We start from the raw sequence: 18,080 nt of genomic DNA, 5'->3' as shown, positions 1-18,080 counted from the left end.
AGTGGAAAGCGGGGAACGCGTCGCCTATGAAGGAAGGATGTTCAGGCTCGCGCATATTTCCGATGTCCATCTGGGGCCGCTTCCCGGTGTAACCTATCGCGAACTCGCGTCCAAGCGCGTCGTCGGCTACGTCAACTGGCAGCGCAACCGCCGCCGCCATATGCACGATGCCGTCATCGACACCATCGTCGCCGACATGAAGGCGAGCACACCCGACCACCTCACCGTTACCGGCGATCTGGTCAATCTGGCGCTCGACGGCGAGATCGAGATGGCCAAGCACTGGCTTGAGACGCTGGGTTCGCCGGAGGATGTCTCGGTGGTGCCGGGCAACCACGACGCCTATGTGCCGGGCGCCTTCGACAAGGTCTGCCGCTCCTGGGCGGCGTGGATGAGCGGCGACGGCGTGACTGCGCCGATCGACCGCAACGCTTTTCCCTATCTGCGCGTACGCGGCAATGTCGCGCTGATCGGCGTTTCGACGGCGCGCGCCACGGCGCCGTTCATGGCCAACGGCTTCTTCCTCGAAGGTCAGGCGCAAAGGCTGGCGACAGTGCTCGACGCAACGAACAAACGCGGCCTGTTGCGGGTGATCATGATCCATCATCCGCCGGTGCGCGGCGCCGTCGCCCAGCAAAAGCGCCTGTTCGGCATCTCCCGCTTCCACAAGACCGTTCATAGGCATGGCGCCGAACTTGTGCTGCACGGCCATTCGCATCTGCCGTCGCTGTTCTTCATCGGCGGGCGCGGCGCCAGGATTCCGGTCGTCGGCGTCGCCGCCGCCGGGCAGTCGCCAGGCAGCAAGAACCCGGCGGCACAGTACAATCTGCTCGATATTGACGGGGAGAAGGGCAATTGGCTGATTCGCCTGACGCGGCGCGGCCTGACCGGGCCGGCCTTGCCGCCATCGGACCTGCAGGTCATTGAACTCGGCGCGCAGACACCGAGGCCTTCAGATCGTTGATCAGAAGCTGATCTTCATCGCCATCAGGCGATCCCAAAACAGCGCGGCCGCCACCGCCAGGCCAACAAGCGCGCCGGCGGCGACGAAGCCCAGGCCTGCAAAGAAGGTTGACCAGCTCTTGCCTGGCGCGGCTGCTTGCAAGGGCGGCTCCGCTTCGACCACCGCAGGGCGTTTCAGGTCGGCGACGGCCGGCTCGACACCGCCCTCCATCATGCGCTGGCGCTCGACGATACGCTCCGCCACATAGCGCGTGACCTGATCGGCGACCGGTTTCATATCGGTCGATTCGGCGAGCACGACGCGGCCGATGCGGGTATCCCTGAGAAAGCGGTAGGTGCGGCGGTCGCGCCCCATGGCGACATGGCTGACGGCGTCGATCCACAGGCGGGGCTGCAGGCCGGAGGAGACGACGAAGTCGAAATTGTCCATGTCAGCGGGCACGTCGGCAAAGACCGGGGCGAGCTCGGCCGCGAGCAGATCAAGCCGCATCCGGTGCGCCTCGCGCATGTCGACCACGACATCGTCGCGATCGGCGAAGGCATTTTTCACATCGCGAACGGCGTCGGACAGTTTGCGGGAGGTGTCGATGGGGGTGATGTTTTCGCCAGTGTCCTTCATCGGCGTCGCCTCGCTGATATGGTTAATTGCGAGTTAACACAGGCGGCGGCAAAATGCACTGGCGAGATGCGGGGCGCAAGTAAGTTAGCTCGCCGCGGCCTCGAATGTCGGACGCAGGCGCCTGCCGCGGCGTGCCATGTTTCGGCGCACGGCCTGGGCGACCACATCAGGCACTTCCTCGACCAGCATATGGCCGGCATCGAGCACGTGATGAATATGAAAATGCGCCGGCAGACAATCAGCCTGGGTAAAGGGCAGCACCGGATCGTCCGTTCCCCAAACCACCATCACCGGCATGTCGAGGGTGTCCAGCTGTTCGCGGGGTATGACCCCCTGCCGCTCGTTCCTGGTCATGACGGCCGATATCTCAATCAGCTTGCGCAACTGGCCGGGCGACGGCGTAGGTCCGCCAGGACGCCAACGATGCGTTCGGGCGGCGGGCTTCGCGGTCCCGACATGGCGGCAAGGCAGGCGCGGATTTCCCGTCTGTCGGCGGCCGCGGCGTAGCGGCGCAACAGCGGTCCGTTGATCTCGGGGCCAACACCGCCCGGCGCCAGAAGCGTCAGCGAGCCTATCCTTTCAGGCTCGGCAAGCGCCATCAGGGAGGCGACCGCGCCGCCCATCGAATGACCGGCGACATGCACCCTTGCTATCCCGCGTGCGGCGATATCGGCGAGAACCGCTCGCGCCGCTGTTTTGGCCGGGCCGCTGCCAGGAAATTCGAGAGACAGTCCGTGTCCCGGAAGATCGTAGGCCAAGGTCCTGACATCGGGCCCTAGCGACGCGGTCACCTCGCGCCAGATATCATGGCAACCACCGAAGCCATGCAGCAGGACGACCGTCTTCGGCCCGGCGCCCCGCTCGGCAACATAGAGGGATGAGACCATGAAAATGTGCGATTATTGCAAGACTGGAGAGGAAATTCGAATCGAGGCTGGATTGCTCCCAGTCCAGACCGATGGCCAGTAAAGTTTTCGCGATCCGGAAAGACTAGCTGGCGTTGCCGAGGCCCGCGGCGCGCAGCGCCTCAACCAGCCGGTCGGTCAGATCGGCGGGATATTTGAGCTCGGCGAAGGCCGCGCGCGGATCGGCGGCGAATTTCGGGAATTTGGTGGTCAGCTCATCCAGAAGCTTGGCTGCCAGCTGTTCGCGGCCGGCAGCCTTGGCGCCGATCAGCCGCGCCGCCAGATAATGCGATTTCATCGCCGTCGTGCGCAGCGACTCGCTGGCTATCGCGGCCTTGTTCATCTCGCCCAGCATGAATTGCCCGGCGAAAAGCCCAAAATCCCACCATGTCGGATGGCCGCTGAACGTCTCGACGGCATGGGTCAGGATGGGTGTTCCCTCGGCATATTTGCCGGCAAAGATCAGGCCATAGCCGTAAGCGGCAGCCATGCCGAGGTCGTAGGGGTTGAGCTCATAGGCCTTGCGCATCCAGCGGATCGATTCCTCGGTGTTGCCGAGGCGCGAATTGAGGTAGCCATAGGCGCGGTGCGCATAGGGGCTGGTCGGTCCCATCTGGATGGCGCGATGGGCGAAAGACATTGCCTGTTCGACCGTCGCGCCAGGCGGATAGGCGTAATGATCGGTTGCGGCCTCAAGGGTCAGGGAGGCCAGTTCCGAATAGACCAACGACGATTTCGCACCCTGGCCGGCGAGGTTGTCCAGGCAGCGATAGGCGGCCTCGTGCGTCCTGGTGCTCTGGTCGAGATAGTATCTGTCGTTGAGGATCAGGCAGCTCGTCAGCCCGGTCTGAATGCCGTTCTGTTCGATGTAGCTGTAGAGCGGGCCGGAGGCGGGAACGGTCGAGCTGAGGATGGCGGCGATACGATCCTCGACGGTGCCAGGTGCGCTGTCGGCGGCCGTCAGACTGCGGGACAAAAGCACGCGGCCGGTCGCCACGCTCTGCAGTTCGAGCGTCACGTCACCTGCCATTGGTCCCGGCAGGACATCGAAAACGAAGCTGGTCGGGTCGGTGCTTGGGTCGCGCTTGCTGTCGGCGTCGCGGCCGATGAAGTCGATGGTGTCGAAACCGGCAAGGCCGGCGCGCAGCGAAGCGGCGACGCGGCCGGCCTCGGGGCCGGTGGCCTTCACGGCGATGTAGACGAGGGGCAGGGCCTCCATCGACGGCGATGCGATGCTGCTCGTTACGCCAGCGGTCTCGACCACCGAGGTCGGATCACTGCTGGCAAGCAATGCGCCGCTGCCCTGGCGCAGGATGAGCACGCCCAGCATGAGGATGACCAGCGTCATGGCGACCCAGAAGAACTGGAGATGGCGCGCCAGCGAAGGCCCAGGTTCTGTAACCCCCGCGGCCGTCGCGCCAGCGGGAACGGCGTCAAGAGCCGTCTGGTCGGGCGATCCGGGCAAGGCGGCTACCGCCGCCGCAAGCGGCTCCTGCCCAACCGGCAGGCGTATGGCGTTGAGCTCATAGGACGGCACGTAGCCGCCGCGCGGAATGGCAATGCGAACCGGTTCGGCTATGCCTTCATTGGCGAAATAATGCTGGAGAAGTTCGCGTAGCCGGCCTGCCTGCACCCGGACAACGGCGTCGGTCGACGAATCGAAATCGCCGTCCTTGCCGAAGACGTCCATGGCGATGGAGAAACCCTTGAGCCTGTCGGCTTCGCCGGCCTGCTCGCGCTCAACAAGATAGCGCAGCAACTTGCGCGCGCGCTCGGAACGGCCGAACGTTTCGCTGGCGAGCAGTCGCTCCAGTGTCTCGCGCACTGCGGGGGCGGCAGGCGTGGCATGCTGCAAGTGTCGATCCTCTCGAACTCGGCACAGGTTGAGGCGCAATCATATAGAGCCTGCACTTCCATACAAGCATGCTTATGTTATGCGATCGCGTAACACACCGGATAGTTACTGGTGGAGACACGAAAAACCGGAATTTCTCCCGGCAAATGAGGGATTTCCGGGCGCCGCGGACATTCGGCGCCCAGGAAAATATCAGCCGGCCTTGCGGCTAATTATTCGGTTGGCGGCCGAAACAACGGCTTCCAGCGAGGCGGCGACGATGTTGGTGTTGATGCCGGCGCCGAACAGCTTGCCGCCGGGATATTCCATCTCGACATAGGAAATCGCCGAGGCGTTCGAGCCGCGCTGGAGCGAATGTTCGGAATAATCAAGCACCGACATGTCGACGCCAACATGACGCGACAGCGCATCGACGAAGCCGTCGATCGGGCCGGTGCCGGAGCCGGCGATTGTCGTCTCCTTGCCGTTGTCGAGGATCACCGCCTCGACCACGCGCCGGCCCTTTTTCTCGGTATCGGGATAGGTGTGATGGTCGAGGAACTTCAGTCGTGCGCCGGGCTGGTCGACATAGGTTTCGATAAAGCGGTCATGGATGCGTTTTGCCGGCACTTCCTTGCCTTCGGCGTCGGTGATCGCCTGGATCTCCTGGCTGAACTCGATCTGCAGGTTGCGCGGCAGATTGAGGCCGTAATCGGCCTGCAGTACATAGGCGATGCCGCCTTTGCCCGACTGCGAGTTGATGCGGATGATCGCCTCGTAGCTGCGTCCGACATCGGCCGGATCGATCGGCAGATAGGGCACTTCCCAGACCGGCGTGTTGGCCTTCTTCAAGGCCTTCATGCCCTTGTTGATGGCGTCCTGGTGCGAGCCGGAAAAGGCGGTGTAGACGAGTTCGCCGACATAGGGATGGCGCTCGGAGATCTTCAGCTGGTTGGAATATTCGTAGACGTCCTTCATCCGGTTGATGTCGGAGCAATCCAGATGGGGATCGACGCCTTGCGTGTACATGTTGAGCGCCAGCGTCACGATGTCGACATTTCCGGTGCGCTCGCCATTGCCGAACAGCGTGCCTTCGACGCGGTCCGCACCCGCCATCAGGCCGAGCTCGGTGGTGGCGATGCCGGTGCCGCGATCGTTGTGGGGGTGCAGCGAGATCAGCAGGTTCTCGCGGTCGTCCAGGTTGCGGCACATCCATTCGATCCGGTCGGCATAGATGTTGGGCGTCGACATCTCGACCGTCGACGGCAGGTTGATGATCAGCTTGTTGTCGGCTGTCGGCTTCACGATCTCGGTGACGGCGTTGCATATCTCCAGCGCGACTTCGAGCTCGGTGCCGGTAAAGCTTTCGGGCGAATATTCGAAGCGATAACCGCCGCCGGCCTTGGCCGCCATGTCGGTGATCATCTTGGCCGCGTCGGTGGCGATGCGCTTGATACCGCCGACATCCTTCTCGAAGACGACGCGACGCTGCAACTCGCTGGTCGAATTGTAGAAATGCACGATCGGGTTGGTGGCGCCCTTCAGAGATTCGAAGGTGCGGGTGATGAGTTCGGGACGGCACTGCACCAGCACCTGTAGCGAAACATCAGCCGGCACATTGCCTTCCTCGATGCACCAGCGGGCGAAATCGAAATCGGTCTGCGAGGCCGAGGGGAAACCTATCTCAATCTCCTTGAAACCCATGTCGAGCAGCAGGGCGAACATGCGCGCCTTGCGCTCATGACCCATCGGATCGATCAGCGCCTGGTTGCCGTCGCGCAAATCGACCGAGCACCAGACCGGTGCCTTGTCGATGACCTTGTTGGGCCAGGTGCGGTCGGTGAGACCGACCGTCGGGTAGGGCTGGTATTTTCGGGCCGCGCCCGGCATGTGGCCGGCCGCGCGTTTTACGCTTTCGGCTTCGCCGGCGCGGATGTCTTCTCGTGCGTTCATCGTCTTGTTCTCCCGGCGGCTCGCGGATCGGTCTTCGGACGGATTCCAGGGCGAGCAGCGCCTTATCAGATTTTCGTTCGCTTGATGTGAATTGCCAATTTCTGAACTGGCCAAGGAGCGTGCGCGTAAGCGGCGGTTCGACCGCCGGGCGCTCCTTCAGCGAACCCGGCGATCGCCGATAAGGCCGAGAAGAAGCAGGGTCGATGCCAGCGCGCGCACGGTCTCGCCGGCAAAGCCGGTCGGACGGGAAGCGACGGAGGAGACGCGCGTGTTCATGGCGGGGTTCATACAGGAGCCGCCATGGACAGGCAAGTGGGCTGCCATTCCACCACTCGCGAGCACTCTTCCCCATGCGCGGCAAATGCGCCAGACTTGCGTGTAGCCGGGGCCGCAATGCTTCGCCGTCGGAGGGGTCATCCGTGAATTTTGTTTTCTTCTCGCCGCATTTTCCCGCCAACGGCGCCGATTTCTGCGACCGGCTGAAAAAGGCCGGCGCTACGGTGCTGGGCATTGGCGATGCGCCTTATGAGGCGCTGGACGGCAAGCTGAAGGCGGCCCTGTCGGAATATTACCGCATCGCCGACATGGAGGACTACGATCCGGTGTTCCGGGCGATGGGTCATTTCATCCACAAATGGGGCCGGATCGAGCGCTTCGAGTCCCTCAACGAGCATTGGCTGGAGCTGGAGGCCAATATCCGCACCGACTTCAATATCTACGGCACCAAGCTCGATTTCGTGAAGAATTTGAAGCGCAAGAGCCGCATGCGTGCATTCTTCCGCAAGAGCGGCGTCGACACCATCGCCCAGCGCAAATGCTCCGACCGGGCCGGCGCCATGACCTTCATCCGCCGCGTCGGCTATCCCGTGGTGGTGAAGCCCGATTCCGGGTCCGGCGCCTCGAACACCTTCAAGATTTCCAACGCCAGGGAGCTTGACCAGTTTTTCAGAGACAAGCCCGAGGACGTGACCTTCGTCATGGAGCAGTTCATCGAGGGGCTGGTGGTGACCTTCGATGGGCTGGTCAACCGTGACGGCGAGGTGGTGCTGGCGGCCAGCCACCGCTACGACCAGAGCATCATGGAAGTGGTCAACAAGGATCGCCACATGAGCTACACCTGCTTTCCCAAGGTCCGACCGGCGATCGAAGAGGCCGGCCGCAAAATCCTCAAGGCGTTCGACGTGCGCGAGCGCTTCTTCCACATCGAGCTGTTCGAAACCAAGGACGACCGCGTCATCGCGCTTGAGGTCAACATGCGGCCGCCCGGCGCCTGGATGACCGATGCGATCAACTACACGTTCGACATCGACGTTTACGCGGCCTGGGCGGACATGGTGGTGAAGGATGCCGCCGGCGGGCCTTACGAGGGCAAATATTTCACCGCCTATGCCAGCCGCAAGCAGCACCTCCACTATTTGCACAGCCATGAGGACGTGATAGCCGCGCATCGCGACAAGATCGTCCATCATCAGCCGATAGAAGAGGTTTTCAGCCGCGCCATGGGAAATTACGCCTACCAGATGCGCTCGAAAGACGAAGCAGCACTGCGCGCGGCCGTCGCCTACATCCACGCGGAAAAGGCTTGAACGCGATGGACATCTCCTATCACAAGCATTTCTCCGGCAATCTCGGCCGCGACATGGAATACAAGCGCTACGGCCATGCCGGCCGGCCGGTGGTGGTGTTCCCGACGTCGCAGGGGCGGTTCTACCAATTCGAGGATTCCGGAGGGGTTGGAGCGCTGGCCGAATTCATCGATACCGGCCGCATCCAGCTGTTCGCGGTCGACGGCGTCGATTCGGAATCGTTCTTCAACAAGCATGCCGGCGCCGCCCACCGTATCGGTCGCCACGAGGCTTATTTCCGATATGTGCGCGAGGAGGCGCTGCCGGAGTTTCTGGCGACCGCCGAGCAAGCCAATGGCGGGCGCAAATTAAAGCCGCTGTTCACCGGCTGTTCGATGGGCGGTTATCATTCCTCGAACTTCGTCTTTCGCTTTCCCGAACTCGCCAGCGGCGTCATCGCGCTGTCGGGCGTCTATTCGGCGGGCGACTTCTTCGGCAAGGTGCTGGAAGGCGACATTTTCTACAATTCGCCGCTCGACTATCTGCCCGGCATCGTAGACCCAAAACTGCTTGCCCGGCTGAAGTCGCTGAGGATGATCTTCTGCTGCGGGCAGGGCGCCTGGGAAGAGCGGATGCTGGTCGAGACCCGCAGGCTGGAACAGATCCTGCGCGACAAATCCATTCCCGCCTGGGTCGACTATTGGGGCGGCGATGTCAGTCATGACTGGCCATGGTGGCACAAGCAGCTGGTCTATTTCTTCGGCCGCTGGCTGGATGATGATCTGATGCACCGGCTCGATTGATGACCACACCCGAACCTATCCGCCGCTTTATCGAGGCCACCAATGCGGGTGATAGCGAAGCCGTTCTCCACACGTTCACAGCCGACGCGTCCCTGACCGACTGGGGGCGGTCCTTCCAAGGCCGCCAGCAGATCGCGCGCTGGAACCAGTCGGACAATATCGGCGTGAAGTCCAATCTTCGCATTGTCCGCATCGCCGAGGTCGAGGGCAGCTACCGCGTCCGCATTGCCGTGAAAGGCAATGGCTTCAACGGCGAGGGTGACATGACCTTCGTGCTGGACGGCCACCGCATAGCGAGCCTCGTCATCTCCTGACGCGGCTCAGCTACCCTTCCTGGCAAACCGGCAGAGCAATGGTCTCGTGTTCCACCGCCGATCCACGGCGCAAGCCGAGAAAGACGACAAGGGCGGTGACGATGGTGATTGCCGCCAGCACGATCAGCAGCCTGTCGAACGCGATCTCATAGGCCTGGACCAGGACCGTGGCTCCGGCACCCGGCAAGCGGGCTGCCGCTTCGCCGATGTTGCCGGTCACCAGCAGCTGCGCGGCGGCGGTTGCATCCAGGGAAGACGCCGTTCCCTGAGCCGCCAGTTGGGCTGCCGTGACACCCGACAGGACTGCCATGACGATCGCCAGCGCCACGCCTTCGCAAGCGACGCGGGTGGTGTTGAAGATGCCGACCGCCATGCCGGCACGCTCTTTCGGCACGACGCCGACGGCAAGTCCGTCCATCAGCCCCCAGGGCAAGGCGATGCCGACGCCGATGAGGATCAGCGGCGCCACCAGCGCTGCGACGACAGGCGGTGTCAGGCTCAGCCAGACAAGGCCGTCGGCGGCCACAAGCAGGCCGACACCGCAGATCGTTGCCGGAGCGATCCAGCGCGCTACCTGGCCGGCGAGCAGTGGCAGGATCAACAGCGGTCCCGACAGGCAGATCATCAACTGCCCCGCCTTGATCTCGCTCATCCCCTCGATGCCGATGAAGCGGATAGGCAACAGCACCAGCAGGACGACGAAGCCATAGGCGGGAGCGGCCGCCAGGAACTGGACGCCGACGAAGCGGGGAAAGCGGAACAGCGAGAGATCGAGCATCGGCCGGCGCACGCGCCGCTCGACGACGACGAAAGCGGCAAAGCAAAGGGCGGCCGCCACGAGAAGCCCGATCACCAGGGGATCGGTCCAGCCGCTCTGCGGCGCTTGCAGCACGCCGTAGGTCAGCGATGCCAGCGCGATCGTAAAGGTGCCGGCTCCCGCCCAGTCGAGGCCGGTCGAATCCGGATCGCGCGATTCCCTGATGGTGCGCAGGCCGAGCAAAGCGGCTGCAATCGCGAGCACTGCCACCAAGACGAAGATCGATCGCCAGCCGAAAGCATCTATGAGCAGGCCCGACGCGATCGGCCCAAAAGCGAGGCCGATGCCGAAACTGGTGCCGAGGAAGGAGAAGGCGCGCAGCCGCAATGGCCCATCGAATTCCTGGGCAAGAGCGGAGGCGCCGCCGGCAAAGGCGGCGGCACTGCCGAGCCCTTGCGCAGCCCTGAGCACATCGAACCAGACGATATCAGGGGCAAACATCGATCCCAGCGATGCCAGCACATAGGTGGCGAGGCCAACAAGGAAGAGCCGCTTGCGGCCATGATTGTCGGCCAGCGCGCCTGATGCCATCAAGGTGGCGGCGAAGGTCAGCATGAAGGCGTTGGTCACCCAGTTGAGCGCGATCGGGCTGCCGCCGAGGTCGGCCGCAATGCGGGAAAGCGCGACGGCCGGGCCGGTGAAGGTCAAGGGCATTGTCATGGCGGCAAGGCATACCGACAACAGGACAAGCCATGGCGCGACCGCGCCGTTTGTGGTCTTCGAGGTCATGGATTTCCTATCTGAACCAGGATCCGCCGGCCTGCCGCAAGCTTGCTGCGCCGGTCGTAACGGGAAGATAGGCTCGCGACACTTCGAGAAAAATAGTGTTAAATCTCCAGATATACCGGACTGAAACGCTCGAATCGAGAGATGCGATGGAACGCCTCAATGGGCTCCTGGCCTTTGCCCGCACGGCTGAGTTCGGCAGCTTCATCGCTGCGGGCCGCACGCTCGGCATCTCGGCATCGGCCGTCGGCAAGAGCGTCGCCAGGCTCGAGCAGGATCTCGGCGTAAGGTTGCTTCAGCGCAGCACGCGCCGCATCGGCCTGACCGAAGAGGGCAAGCTGTTCAACGAGCGGGTGCGGCGCATCCTCGACGACATCGACGATGCCGAGGCGATGCTGTCGCGGAGCCGCGAAACACCGCATGGGCGGCTGCGCGTTTCGACGCCGATCGTGACCTATCATTTGCTGTTCCCGGTGCTGTCCGAGTTCATGGCGCGCTATCCCGAAATCGAACTCGACATCGACTTTAACGACCGCATCGTCGACCTCATCGACGAAGGCGTCGACATCGCGATCCGCAGCGGCAACCTGCCGGATTCGCGCCTGGTGGCGCGGCCGCTTGCACCCTTCCGGCTGCTGTTGTGTGCGGCACCCTCCTATATCGAGCAGCACGGCAACCCGAGCCGCCCGGACGATCTCGTGAACCATTACGGCATCCGCTTCCGCTTTCCCAACAGCGGCAAGCTGCAAGGCTGGCCGTTCATCGGCGGCAGCGCCGAGCCGCAGGTCCGCTCGATGCTGACCTGCAACAACACGGAGGCGCTGAAGGGCGCCACGATGGCCGGGCTCGGCATCAGCTCGATGCCCGATTTCCTGGTCCGCGAGGCGCTGCGTGACGGCCTGCTGCGCACGGTGCTGGACGACCATGTCGACGGCCGCGGCCAGTTCCGGTTGCTGTGGCCGTCCAATCGTCATTTGTCGCCGAAGGTTCGCGCCTTCGTCGATTTCCTTCCCGACCGGCTTGCCGCGACGCTGGGCGGCTCTTGAATTAGTCCTTCGCGGCCGACGGCGATAACGAAGACAGCGAGGAATAGCTCTGCTTCTCAGTAGGTGGCGCGGCCGCCAGACAGGTCGAAGGTCGCGCCGGTGGTGAAGGAATTTTCGTCCGATAGCATGAAGGCGATCATCGCAGCCGCCTCTTCGACTTCGACGAACCGGCCTCGCGGCACCTTGCCCAGCATGTAGGCGACCTGGGCCTCAGTGAGCTGTTCGAGGATGCGGGTGCGGGCGGGCGATGGGGTCAGCGCGTTGACGGCGATGTCGTGGCCGGCCAGTTCCTTACCGAGCGATTTTGTCAGCGCGAGCACGCCGGCCTTGGCGGCGGAATAGGCGGCGGCATTCGGATTGCCTTCCTTGCCTGCGACCGAGGCGATGTTGACGATGCGGCCGTAGCTGCGCGCGATCATGCCGGGCACCAGGCGCTTGCAGCAGTAGAAGACGCCGTTGAGGTCGATGTCGATTATCTGACGCCAGGCGGCAGGATCATAATCCGCCACCGTCGCTGCCGGTCCGGCGATGCCGGCATTGTTTACCAGCAGATCGACCGGACCAAGCGAGCGCTCGGTTTCGGTCGCGGCGCTGTCGACGGCCTCCATCAGCGATTGATCGCACAGCAAACCCTCGACCCGGCCGAGCGGGGCGAGTTCGGAAACGGCCTTCGCCATGGCGGTCTCGTCCACATCCCAGATGGCGACGCTGGCGCCCGATGACAGCAGTCGCCGGGCGACAGCAAGGCCGATGCCTTGCGCGCCGCCGGTCACCACGGCGACCCGGCCTGAGAGATCGACGGCATTCACACGACGTTTCATGGGCACTTTTCCTCTTCCCTGGATATTTGAATCTCAGTCCCTGACGGCTCTCGCCACCAGCCGCGCTATGCTCGGCCCGGCGATGAGCACGACCAGGAAGCGGGTCGACTGCAAGGCCATGACGAAGGATATGTCGACGTTCTGCGCGGCGGCGGCAATGATGGCGACGCTGTCCATGCCGCCGGGGCTGGTCGCGAGATAGGCGGTCAGCGGATCGATGCCGAGGACGTGGCTGATCAGCCACGCAAGCCCGCCGCAAAAGGCGATCAGCACGACGATAGAGCCGACGATCTGCGGCAGCGCCCGTGTCGCATGGCGCAGGATCGCCCGGGTAAAGTTCAGCCCTATCGACCAGCCGACCATCGCATAGGAGAGCGCCAGCAGCCATGGCGGCAATTGCATCGCCGCGCCGAAGCCGAGATGGACTATGGTGCCAAAGATGAAAGTGCCGAGGAAGAAGGGTGACGGCAGCCGGCACAACCGGCTAAGCAGGCCGCCGACCAGCGCCACGCCGAGCGTGGCGGCAAAGGCTGCCGGTTCGATCAGCGGGAACCAGACGATGGCTGGTACCTCGATGCCCGACGTGTCGACCCACATCTTGGCGACGAGCGCCGCCGTCATCGAGACGAAGATGACGCGCAGATACTGCATGAAGGCGACGAGGCGCTGATCGGCGCCGAAGGCACCGGCCATCAGCACCATGGCAGTGGCAGCCCCCGGCGACGAGCCCCAGACCGCGGTGGTGCCGGGCAGGATGCGCCAGCGGCTGATCAACCAGCCAAGCAGGCTGGACGCCGCAAGGGTCGCCAGCACCACGACAAGGACCAGCGGCCATTCCTTGTAGAACACCGAAAAAATGTCGGTGGAGATCGACGCCGCGACCAGACAGCCGACCAAGGCCTGGGCGGCGGCGAACAGCGGCCGCGGCACGCGCACCGTGGCGCCATTGGTGCCGGCAAGGATCGCCGCCAGCATCGGGCCGATCAGCAGCGCCGCCGGCAGTGCGGCGTATTCCAGCGCGCCGGCGAACAGCAGCGAGACGATCAGCAGCACCAGCCACTGCCGAACCGGACGCATGCGCGCCATGCGTTCGACGGCCGGTTGGTCTGGCGAAGAGTCCATGTTTGGGTCTTAGACCTGGAAGAGAAAAATGCGAACGCTGTCTCGGACGAAATTCACGACCCCGACCCCGCGTTGGGATGTCACTCGTTCTTGATGGCGGGCAGGCCGAAACCGCCGGCCGGATGGGTCTCGACCTGGAATTCGAAGCCGGCGATGATCGGCCGGGCCTTGGCGATCGCTGCCTGGACCTCCGGCAGTTGCAGCGAAGCCTTGTGGCTTGCGGCGTCGGTCCACACTTCGGTCACCCAGATCGCGTCGGCATCGGCCGGGTCGCGGGCGATGACATAACTCAGGCAACCCGGCATGGCGCCGGTCGAGGCGAGCAGCACATCCATGATCGCGTCGCGCTGGCCGCGCGCCGCCCGCATCTTTCCGATCAATCCGTACATTGCCTCTCCCCTTTCTTCCAACCTCAGCAAACGTGCGCACGACATGCATGGTTGCGAGACGCAGTATGCAATTGCCGGCTCACGGCATCAACTGGCCACCGTTCACCTCGATGACCTGACCGGTGATGTAGCCGCTCAAAAGATCGGAGGACAAGAACAGATAGGCGCCGACGCAGTCTTCGGCCGTGCCGGCACGCCCTTGAGGAATGGTGGCGACCATGCCCTTCATCTGCTCGTCGGTGGAATAGCGCTCATGGAAGGGTGTCGCGATGGTGCCCGGCGCCACCGCATTGACGCGGATGCCGAAGCCGATCAGTTCCTTGGCCATGCCGCGCGTCACATTGGAGACAAAGGCCTTGGCCGAACCGTACAGCCCGGCGCCGCCGCCAGCGCCATTGCGCGCCGCGATCGACGAGGTGTTGACGATGAAGCCGCCCTGCTTCTTCAGCCATGGCATCGCCTTGCGCGAGGCCGTCAGCACCGAGCGGGCGTTGAGGTCCATCACCGCGTCGTAGTGCGCCTCGGTCTGCTCAGCATAGGGCACGCGGCCGAGCATGCCGCCGGCATTGTTGACCAGCCCGTCGAGCCGGCCGAATTTTTCGGCGCTCTCCTCGACTACCCGCTCGACATCGGCTGCCTGTGAGAAGTCGCCCTGTGTCAGGAACACCTCACCGCCGCTGTCGCGGATGGTTTTGGCCAGCGTTTCTGCGGCCTTCCGGCTCGAATTGTAGTGCAGCGCGACCCGGCATTTCTGGGCGGCGTAGGCCAGTGCAAGGGCGGCACCGATGCCGGTCGAAGCGCCGGTGACCAGCACCGCCTTGCCGGCAAGATCGGGGATGACGAGGGTGGTCGCGGTCATGAGCACTTTCCTTCGGGCTGTTTGGCCACCCTTCGTAGGCTCTCATGGCCTTCACGTTCAAGCCCGTGGCGGCTCAGGGCCGGAGATAGGCGTAGCCCTGGCGCTGCAGTTCGGCGAGCTTGACGACGCCGCCCTTGTCGGCGGCGTGGAAGCCCTCGAGCAGGTCGGCAAGCGTGATCTCCATGCCTTGCATGGTGTTGCCGCAGGCATGCGGCTCAAGGCCCTGTTGGACAAGGCCGGCAAAGCGTCCCGAGATCGCCGCCGATAGGCCTTTCGACTTGAAGCCGGCAAGGGCCGGACCATGCACGACCAACACGATGTCGACATTGCCGCCGGTGCCTTCATAGTGGTTCTTGATGTTGCCGAGCACGAAGTTGACCTTATCGAGGTCGCTGAGGTGATAAGCGACCTTCGGTCTGTCTTCAGCGGCGGCGGCCCGGCTCAGCCCGAACAGGCCGGCGGCACCGGCAAGGCTGGCCCGGAACATGTCGCGTCGACGCATGGCATCCTCTCGGCTTGGCGCTCCCCGCAAATTGCGTGGCTGCGGCCATGATACTAGCATAAATTCACGTTACGTCCTGTCGATGCGAGGAGGGGGTCACATGGCGTTCAGGAAGTGGAAGGTTGTTGCCAGCGCTGGATTTGGCGCCGTGCTGCTCGGCGCGCTTGCGGGTTCGGCCGCGGCCGACGATGTGCTTAAATTACCCGAACTCAGCCCGAATGGCGCCGATGCCTGTTTCGGCCGCGTCTATGATGCGGCGCACCTCAAGGCGCATCCAAAGCAGAAGGTGGCGCGGATCTTCTTCCTCTATGGCCATGATCCGGTGAGCCATCCGAACGAGGAGCCGATGGCAAACGCCGACACCTCCTACAACGGTTTTCTCACCACCATGGTGCGCGGCGCCAAGGCGCCGCAATGGGCCGGCGGCTGGTGCAATCACGAGTCCGAGGACGGCAAGTCAGGTCCGATCCGCTGCGGCATGGACTGCGACCGCACCATGGCGTCGCTGAAGCTCGATGACAAAGGCCGCCTGATCCTCACCGATGTCTCGTCCGATCTCTATCTCGACGCCGGATCGGAGGACGAACTGGGCGAAGCCGAATATGACCGGCAGGCGCTGGGCTCGGAGGACGATAATTTCCGTCTTGACCCGATGCCGGCCGCAACCTGCCAGGCTGAATTCGCCAAGATCGACCCGATCGATCCGGCGCTTGGGGCTCCCTTGCGCGAGCGACTGAAACCGGACCAACCCTTCTGCTTCGGGCGAGACTACGATGCCGCGCATCTCTCCTCGCATCCCGACCAGGTGACGCAGTCGATCCGGGTCTTCCGCGGGCCGGTCGAACTCGCCTCCTTTGCCTCAGGCGATGTCGCCAACTGGCCCGACGGCTCCGATGTCGCCGTTTCGGTGACCACCAGGAAGAACGGGACGAAGGTCACGCAGACCTATTCCTGCCAGGGTGAAGCGGATCAATGGCGCTGCGCGGCCAGTTCGAAGATGAGCAACTTTTCCTGCGATATCGCGCAAAAGGAAATCTTCCTCAAGCGCGGCGCCAACGGCACCCTCATGCTGGCCAACCCCAATAGCAGCCTGGCGATTGTCGATCTGTGCTCGGCGGATGGCAAGACCAAGTCCGATGACAAGGTCTACCGGTTGGAGGCTATGCCGCAGTCGGCCTGCACTCGTTGAGTTCGATCTTGTCTATGACGCTACCATGGTATATATCTTTGCTATATCTCATTTGAGGATAGCACATGGACAAGGCAAAGGTGTTCTGGTCAGGCCGGTCACAAGCTGTGCGCTTGCCTAAGGAGTTTCGGTTCGAGGCAGACGAGGTTTCGATCCGTCGTCATGGGCAAACTGTCATCTTGGAGCCGCTTGCGCAGGATTGGGCATGGCTCGACCAGGTCATCGGACCGGTTGACGACGATTTCGTCCAGGGAGCGCTGGAGCGTCAGGATGGTCAGGATCGACCTGCTTTGGATGACCTCTTTAAGTGACCTACCTGCTCGACACCAATGCCGTCATAGCGGTCATCGCGGGCGACGAGGGTCTGCTGGCTTTGCTCAAACGGCATGCACCACAAGACTTTGCTCTCTCGGCGGTCGTTTTGCATGAGCTGTACTACGGCGCTGAAAAGAGCCAGCGAAAGGTCCAAAATCTGGCGCGCATCGAAGCCTTGCAGTTCCCGGTACTTGAATTCGACCGAGACGACGCGAGACATGCCGGTGAGATTCGTGCTGGGCTTGCGGCACTGGGAACCCCGATTGGTCCCTACGATGCGCTGATTGGCGGGCAGGCACGTGCTCGGGACCTCACGCTGATAACCCGCAATATCCGGGAATTCGAGCGGATCAAAGATCTCACTATCGAAACGTGGTAACTCGCCTCAAGCAAACGGCACCGCCGTCGTGCCTTTCGGCAGCTTCGCCTCGTCGTCCGGTTCGACATGGATGGTGACGCGCACCGAGGGGATTTCGGCCTTCAGCGCGTCCTCGATGCGGTCGCAAATGACGTGGCTGGCGCCGACCGTCATGTCGGCGTCGACGACCAGGTGGAACTCGATGAAGGTGGCGCGGCCGGCGATGCGGGTCTTGAGGTCATGAACCTCCAGCGCGCCCTTGCAATTGGCCGAGATGATGTCGCGAATGTGCATGTGTTCGGTCGTGTCCACTGCGCGGTCCATCAGCCCGTTCATCGACGAGCCGATGACGTGCCAGCCCTGCCACAGGATGTTGAGCGCGACGATGACGGCAAGCGCCGGATCAAGGATCTGCCAACCGGTCAGGATAGCGCCGACGAGGCCGCCGAAGACGCCGACCGAGGTCACGACGTCGGTCATGATGTGCCGGCCGTCGGCGACCAGCGCCGGTGATTTTGCGCTGCGCCCGGCGCGGATCAGCGTCCAGGCCCAGAAGGCGTTGATGACGGTGGCGACACCGTTGATCGCCAGGCCCTCCCAGGGTTGTTCGAGCGGGGTCGGCGTCTGCCAGGAGCGCCAGACCTCGTTGAGGATCAAAAGCGCGGCGAGCACGATCAGCACGCCTTCCAGCACCGCCGAAAAATACTCGGCCTTGTGGTGGCCGAACGGATGGTCCTGGTCGGCCGGCTTGTAGCTGACCAGGACCGCCCAATAGGCGGCGGCCGAGGCTATGACGTTGACGATCGATTCCAATGCGTCCGAATAGAGCGCAACGGAGCCGGTGACGTACCAGGCGGCAAGCTTGAGCGCGAGCACCACGCAGGCGATGACAATCGACCAGAAGGCAAGGCTGGCGATCCTTTGCCTGGCCGCTGCCTTCGCTGCGATCGCCGCCATGTTGTCCGTTGCCGCCATCGTTT

General features: G+C 63.4%; 18 protein-coding genes and 1 pseudogene. 8 read left to right on the top strand and 11 right to left on the bottom strand.

The genetic code is table 11. From position 1 onward, the window contains the following. Window positions 1-37 precede the first annotated feature (37 nt). On the top strand, window positions 38-964 hold the full coding sequence (locus X727_RS161980) for a metallophosphoesterase (RefSeq protein ID WP_023695843.1): 927 nt from the start codon (window positions 38-40) through the stop codon (window positions 962-964). On the opposite strand, the gene X727_RS161985 is transcribed toward X727_RS161980, so the two are convergent. The 4 genes and pseudogenes from X727_RS161985 to leuA form a co-directional block, all read right to left on the bottom strand. Continuing rightward, the gene (locus tag X727_RS161985) at window positions 965-1,582 is read right to left on the bottom strand and encodes a hypothetical protein (protein WP_023686189.1); all 618 of its coding nucleotides are present in this window, start codon (window positions 1,580-1,582) and stop codon (window positions 965-967) included. It abuts the gene before it with no gap. Between the two features lie 84 nt (window positions 1,583-1,666). Beyond that, window positions 1,667-2,469, bottom strand: a pseudogene (locus tag X727_RS01000000164360) (alpha/beta fold hydrolase). A gap of 103 nt (window positions 2,470-2,572) precedes the next feature. Then, complete coding sequence (locus X727_RS161990) at window positions 2,573-4,342, bottom strand: hypothetical protein (RefSeq protein WP_023833536.1); 1,770 nt, start codon at window positions 4,340-4,342, stop codon at window positions 2,573-2,575. 192 nt (window positions 4,343-4,534) lie between these two features. Next, a complete protein-coding gene (gene leuA, locus X727_RS161995; protein ID WP_023833535.1) occupies window positions 4,535-6,211 on the bottom strand; it encodes a 2-isopropylmalate synthase in 1,677 nt (558 codons plus the stop codon). A 482-nt stretch (window positions 6,212-6,693) separates the two neighbouring features. Between leuA and X727_RS162000 the strand changes: the two genes are divergently transcribed. From X727_RS162000 to X727_RS162010, 3 genes are read left to right on the top strand one after another with little or no spacing between them, the layout of a single operon-like run. Continuing rightward, the gene (locus tag X727_RS162000) at window positions 6,694-7,860 is read left to right on the top strand and encodes an ATP-grasp domain-containing protein (RefSeq protein WP_023751274.1); all 1,167 of its coding nucleotides are present in this window, start codon (window positions 6,694-6,696) and stop codon (window positions 7,858-7,860) included. Window positions 7,861-7,865: 5 nt separating this feature from the next. Then, entirely contained in the window at window positions 7,866-8,642 is a 777-nt protein-coding gene (locus X727_RS162005; protein WP_023705945.1) for an esterase family protein, read from the top strand. Continuing rightward, window positions 8,642-8,956 (top strand): nuclear transport factor 2 family protein, encoded by a 315-nt coding sequence (locus X727_RS162010; RefSeq protein WP_031192978.1) that lies wholly within the window; start codon window positions 8,642-8,644, stop codon window positions 8,954-8,956. The genes X727_RS162005 and X727_RS162010 overlap by 1 nt, the downstream gene beginning before the upstream one ends. 10 nt (window positions 8,957-8,966) lie before the next feature. Here X727_RS162010 and X727_RS162015 read toward each other — a convergent pair whose 3' ends face one another. Further along, a complete protein-coding gene (locus X727_RS162015) occupies window positions 8,967-10,502 on the bottom strand; it encodes an MFS transporter (protein WP_023744264.1) in 1,536 nt (511 codons plus the stop codon). A gap of 146 nt (window positions 10,503-10,648) precedes the next feature. Between X727_RS162015 and X727_RS162020 the strand changes: the two genes are divergently transcribed. Then, a complete protein-coding gene (locus X727_RS162020) occupies window positions 10,649-11,545 on the top strand; it encodes a LysR family transcriptional regulator (RefSeq protein WP_023744265.1) in 897 nt (298 codons plus the stop codon). Window positions 11,546-11,601: 56 nt separating this feature from the next. On the opposite strand, the gene X727_RS162025 is transcribed toward X727_RS162020, so the two are convergent. From X727_RS162025 to X727_RS162045, 5 genes are all read right to left on the bottom strand, one after another. Then, window positions 11,602-12,354: an SDR family NAD(P)-dependent oxidoreductase gene (locus X727_RS162025; RefSeq protein WP_023669968.1), complete on the bottom strand. Its 753-nt coding sequence runs from the start codon at window positions 12,352-12,354 to the stop codon at window positions 11,602-11,604. 45 nt (window positions 12,355-12,399) lie between these two features. Then, window positions 12,400-13,488 (bottom strand): AbrB family transcriptional regulator, encoded by a 1,089-nt coding sequence (locus X727_RS162030; RefSeq protein WP_023744266.1) that lies wholly within the window; start codon window positions 13,486-13,488, stop codon window positions 12,400-12,402. Between the two features lie 80 nt (window positions 13,489-13,568). Continuing rightward, the gene (locus tag X727_RS162035; protein WP_023691624.1) at window positions 13,569-13,877 is read right to left on the bottom strand and encodes a putative quinol monooxygenase; all 309 of its coding nucleotides are present in this window, start codon (window positions 13,875-13,877) and stop codon (window positions 13,569-13,571) included. Window positions 13,878-13,956: 79 nt separating this feature from the next. Next, on the bottom strand, window positions 13,957-14,736 hold the full coding sequence (locus tag X727_RS162040) for an SDR family oxidoreductase (protein WP_023669971.1): 780 nt from the start codon (window positions 14,734-14,736) through the stop codon (window positions 13,957-13,959). A gap of 73 nt (window positions 14,737-14,809) precedes the next feature. Continuing rightward, window positions 14,810-15,238 carry a DsrE family protein gene (locus X727_RS162045; protein ID WP_023683648.1) on the bottom strand — a complete coding sequence of 143 codons (429 nt, stop codon included), beginning with the start codon at window positions 15,236-15,238 and terminating at the stop codon, window positions 14,810-14,812. 100 nt (window positions 15,239-15,338) lie between these two features. Between X727_RS162045 and X727_RS162050 the strand changes: the two genes are divergently transcribed. The 3 genes from X727_RS162050 (at window position 15,339) to X727_RS162060 (ending at window position 17,121) form a co-directional block, all read left to right on the top strand. Continuing rightward, on the top strand, window positions 15,339-16,427 hold the full coding sequence (locus tag X727_RS162050) for a hypothetical protein (RefSeq protein ID WP_023744267.1): 1,089 nt from the start codon (window positions 15,339-15,341) through the stop codon (window positions 16,425-16,427). Window positions 16,428-16,492: 65 nt separating this feature from the next. After that, a complete protein-coding gene (gene vapB / locus X727_RS162055) occupies window positions 16,493-16,738 on the top strand; it encodes a type II toxin-antitoxin system VapB family antitoxin (RefSeq protein ID WP_023724992.1) in 246 nt (81 codons plus the stop codon). Beyond that, window positions 16,735-17,121 (top strand): type II toxin-antitoxin system VapC family toxin, encoded by a 387-nt coding sequence (locus X727_RS162060; RefSeq protein WP_023744268.1) that lies wholly within the window; start codon window positions 16,735-16,737, stop codon window positions 17,119-17,121. Before vapB ends, X727_RS162060 begins: the two co-directional genes overlap by 4 nt. A 6-nt stretch (window positions 17,122-17,127) precedes the next feature. Here the strand turns inward: X727_RS162060 and X727_RS162065 are convergent, their stop codons facing one another. Continuing rightward, window positions 17,128-18,075: a cation diffusion facilitator family transporter gene (locus X727_RS162065; RefSeq protein ID WP_023683651.1), complete on the bottom strand. Its 948-nt coding sequence runs from the start codon at window positions 18,073-18,075 to the stop codon at window positions 17,128-17,130. Between the last annotated feature and the right edge of the window lie 5 nt (window positions 18,076-18,080).

Origin of the sequence: Mesorhizobium sp. L103C105A0, from assembly GCF_000502215.1 — a bacterium.
In the GTDB taxonomy this organism is placed as follows: Bacteria; Pseudomonadota; Alphaproteobacteria; order Rhizobiales; family Rhizobiaceae; genus Mesorhizobium.
The sequence above is the reverse complement of the archived record's forward strand: the minus strand, read 5'-3'. Positions and strand labels throughout refer to the sequence as shown.

What these genes read in the sequence shown, in the direction of transcription:
- X727_RS161980 (WP_023695843.1), top strand. Translation starts at nt 38, where the DNA reads ATGTTCAGGCTCGCGCATATTTCCGATGTCCATCTGGGGCCGCTTCCC.
- X727_RS161985 (WP_023686189.1), bottom strand. Translation starts at nt 1,582, where the DNA reads ATGAAGGACACTGGCGAAAACATCACCCCCATCGACACCTCCCGCAAA.
- leuA (WP_023833535.1), bottom strand. Translation starts at nt 6,211, where the DNA reads ATGCCGGGCGCGGCCCGAAAATACCAGCCCTACCCGACGGTCGGTCTC.
- X727_RS162005 (WP_023705945.1), top strand. Translation starts at nt 7,866, where the DNA reads ATGGACATCTCCTATCACAAGCATTTCTCCGGCAATCTCGGCCGCGAC.
- X727_RS162010 (WP_031192978.1), top strand. Translation starts at nt 8,642, where the DNA reads ATGACCACACCCGAACCTATCCGCCGCTTTATCGAGGCCACCAATGCG.
- X727_RS162015 (WP_023744264.1), bottom strand. Translation starts at nt 10,502, where the DNA reads ATGACCTCGAAGACCACAAACGGCGCGGTCGCGCCATGGCTTGTCCTG.
- X727_RS162020 (WP_023744265.1), top strand. Translation starts at nt 10,649, where the DNA reads ATGGAACGCCTCAATGGGCTCCTGGCCTTTGCCCGCACGGCTGAGTTC.
- X727_RS162030 (WP_023744266.1), bottom strand. Translation starts at nt 13,488, where the DNA reads ATGGACTCTTCGCCAGACCAACCGGCCGTCGAACGCATGGCGCGCATG.
- X727_RS162035 (WP_023691624.1), bottom strand. Translation starts at nt 13,877, where the DNA reads ATGTACGGATTGATCGGAAAGATGCGGGCGGCGCGCGGCCAGCGCGAC.
- X727_RS162040 (WP_023669971.1), bottom strand. Translation starts at nt 14,736, where the DNA reads ATGACCGCGACCACCCTCGTCATCCCCGATCTTGCCGGCAAGGCGGTG.
- X727_RS162045 (WP_023683648.1), bottom strand. Translation starts at nt 15,238, where the DNA reads ATGCGTCGACGCGACATGTTCCGGGCCAGCCTTGCCGGTGCCGCCGGC.
- X727_RS162050 (WP_023744267.1), top strand. Translation starts at nt 15,339, where the DNA reads ATGGCGTTCAGGAAGTGGAAGGTTGTTGCCAGCGCTGGATTTGGCGCC.
- vapB (WP_023724992.1), top strand. Translation starts at nt 16,493, where the DNA reads ATGGACAAGGCAAAGGTGTTCTGGTCAGGCCGGTCACAAGCTGTGCGC.
- X727_RS162065 (WP_023683651.1), bottom strand. Translation starts at nt 18,075, where the DNA reads ATGGCGGCAACGGACAACATGGCGGCGATCGCAGCGAAGGCAGCGGCC.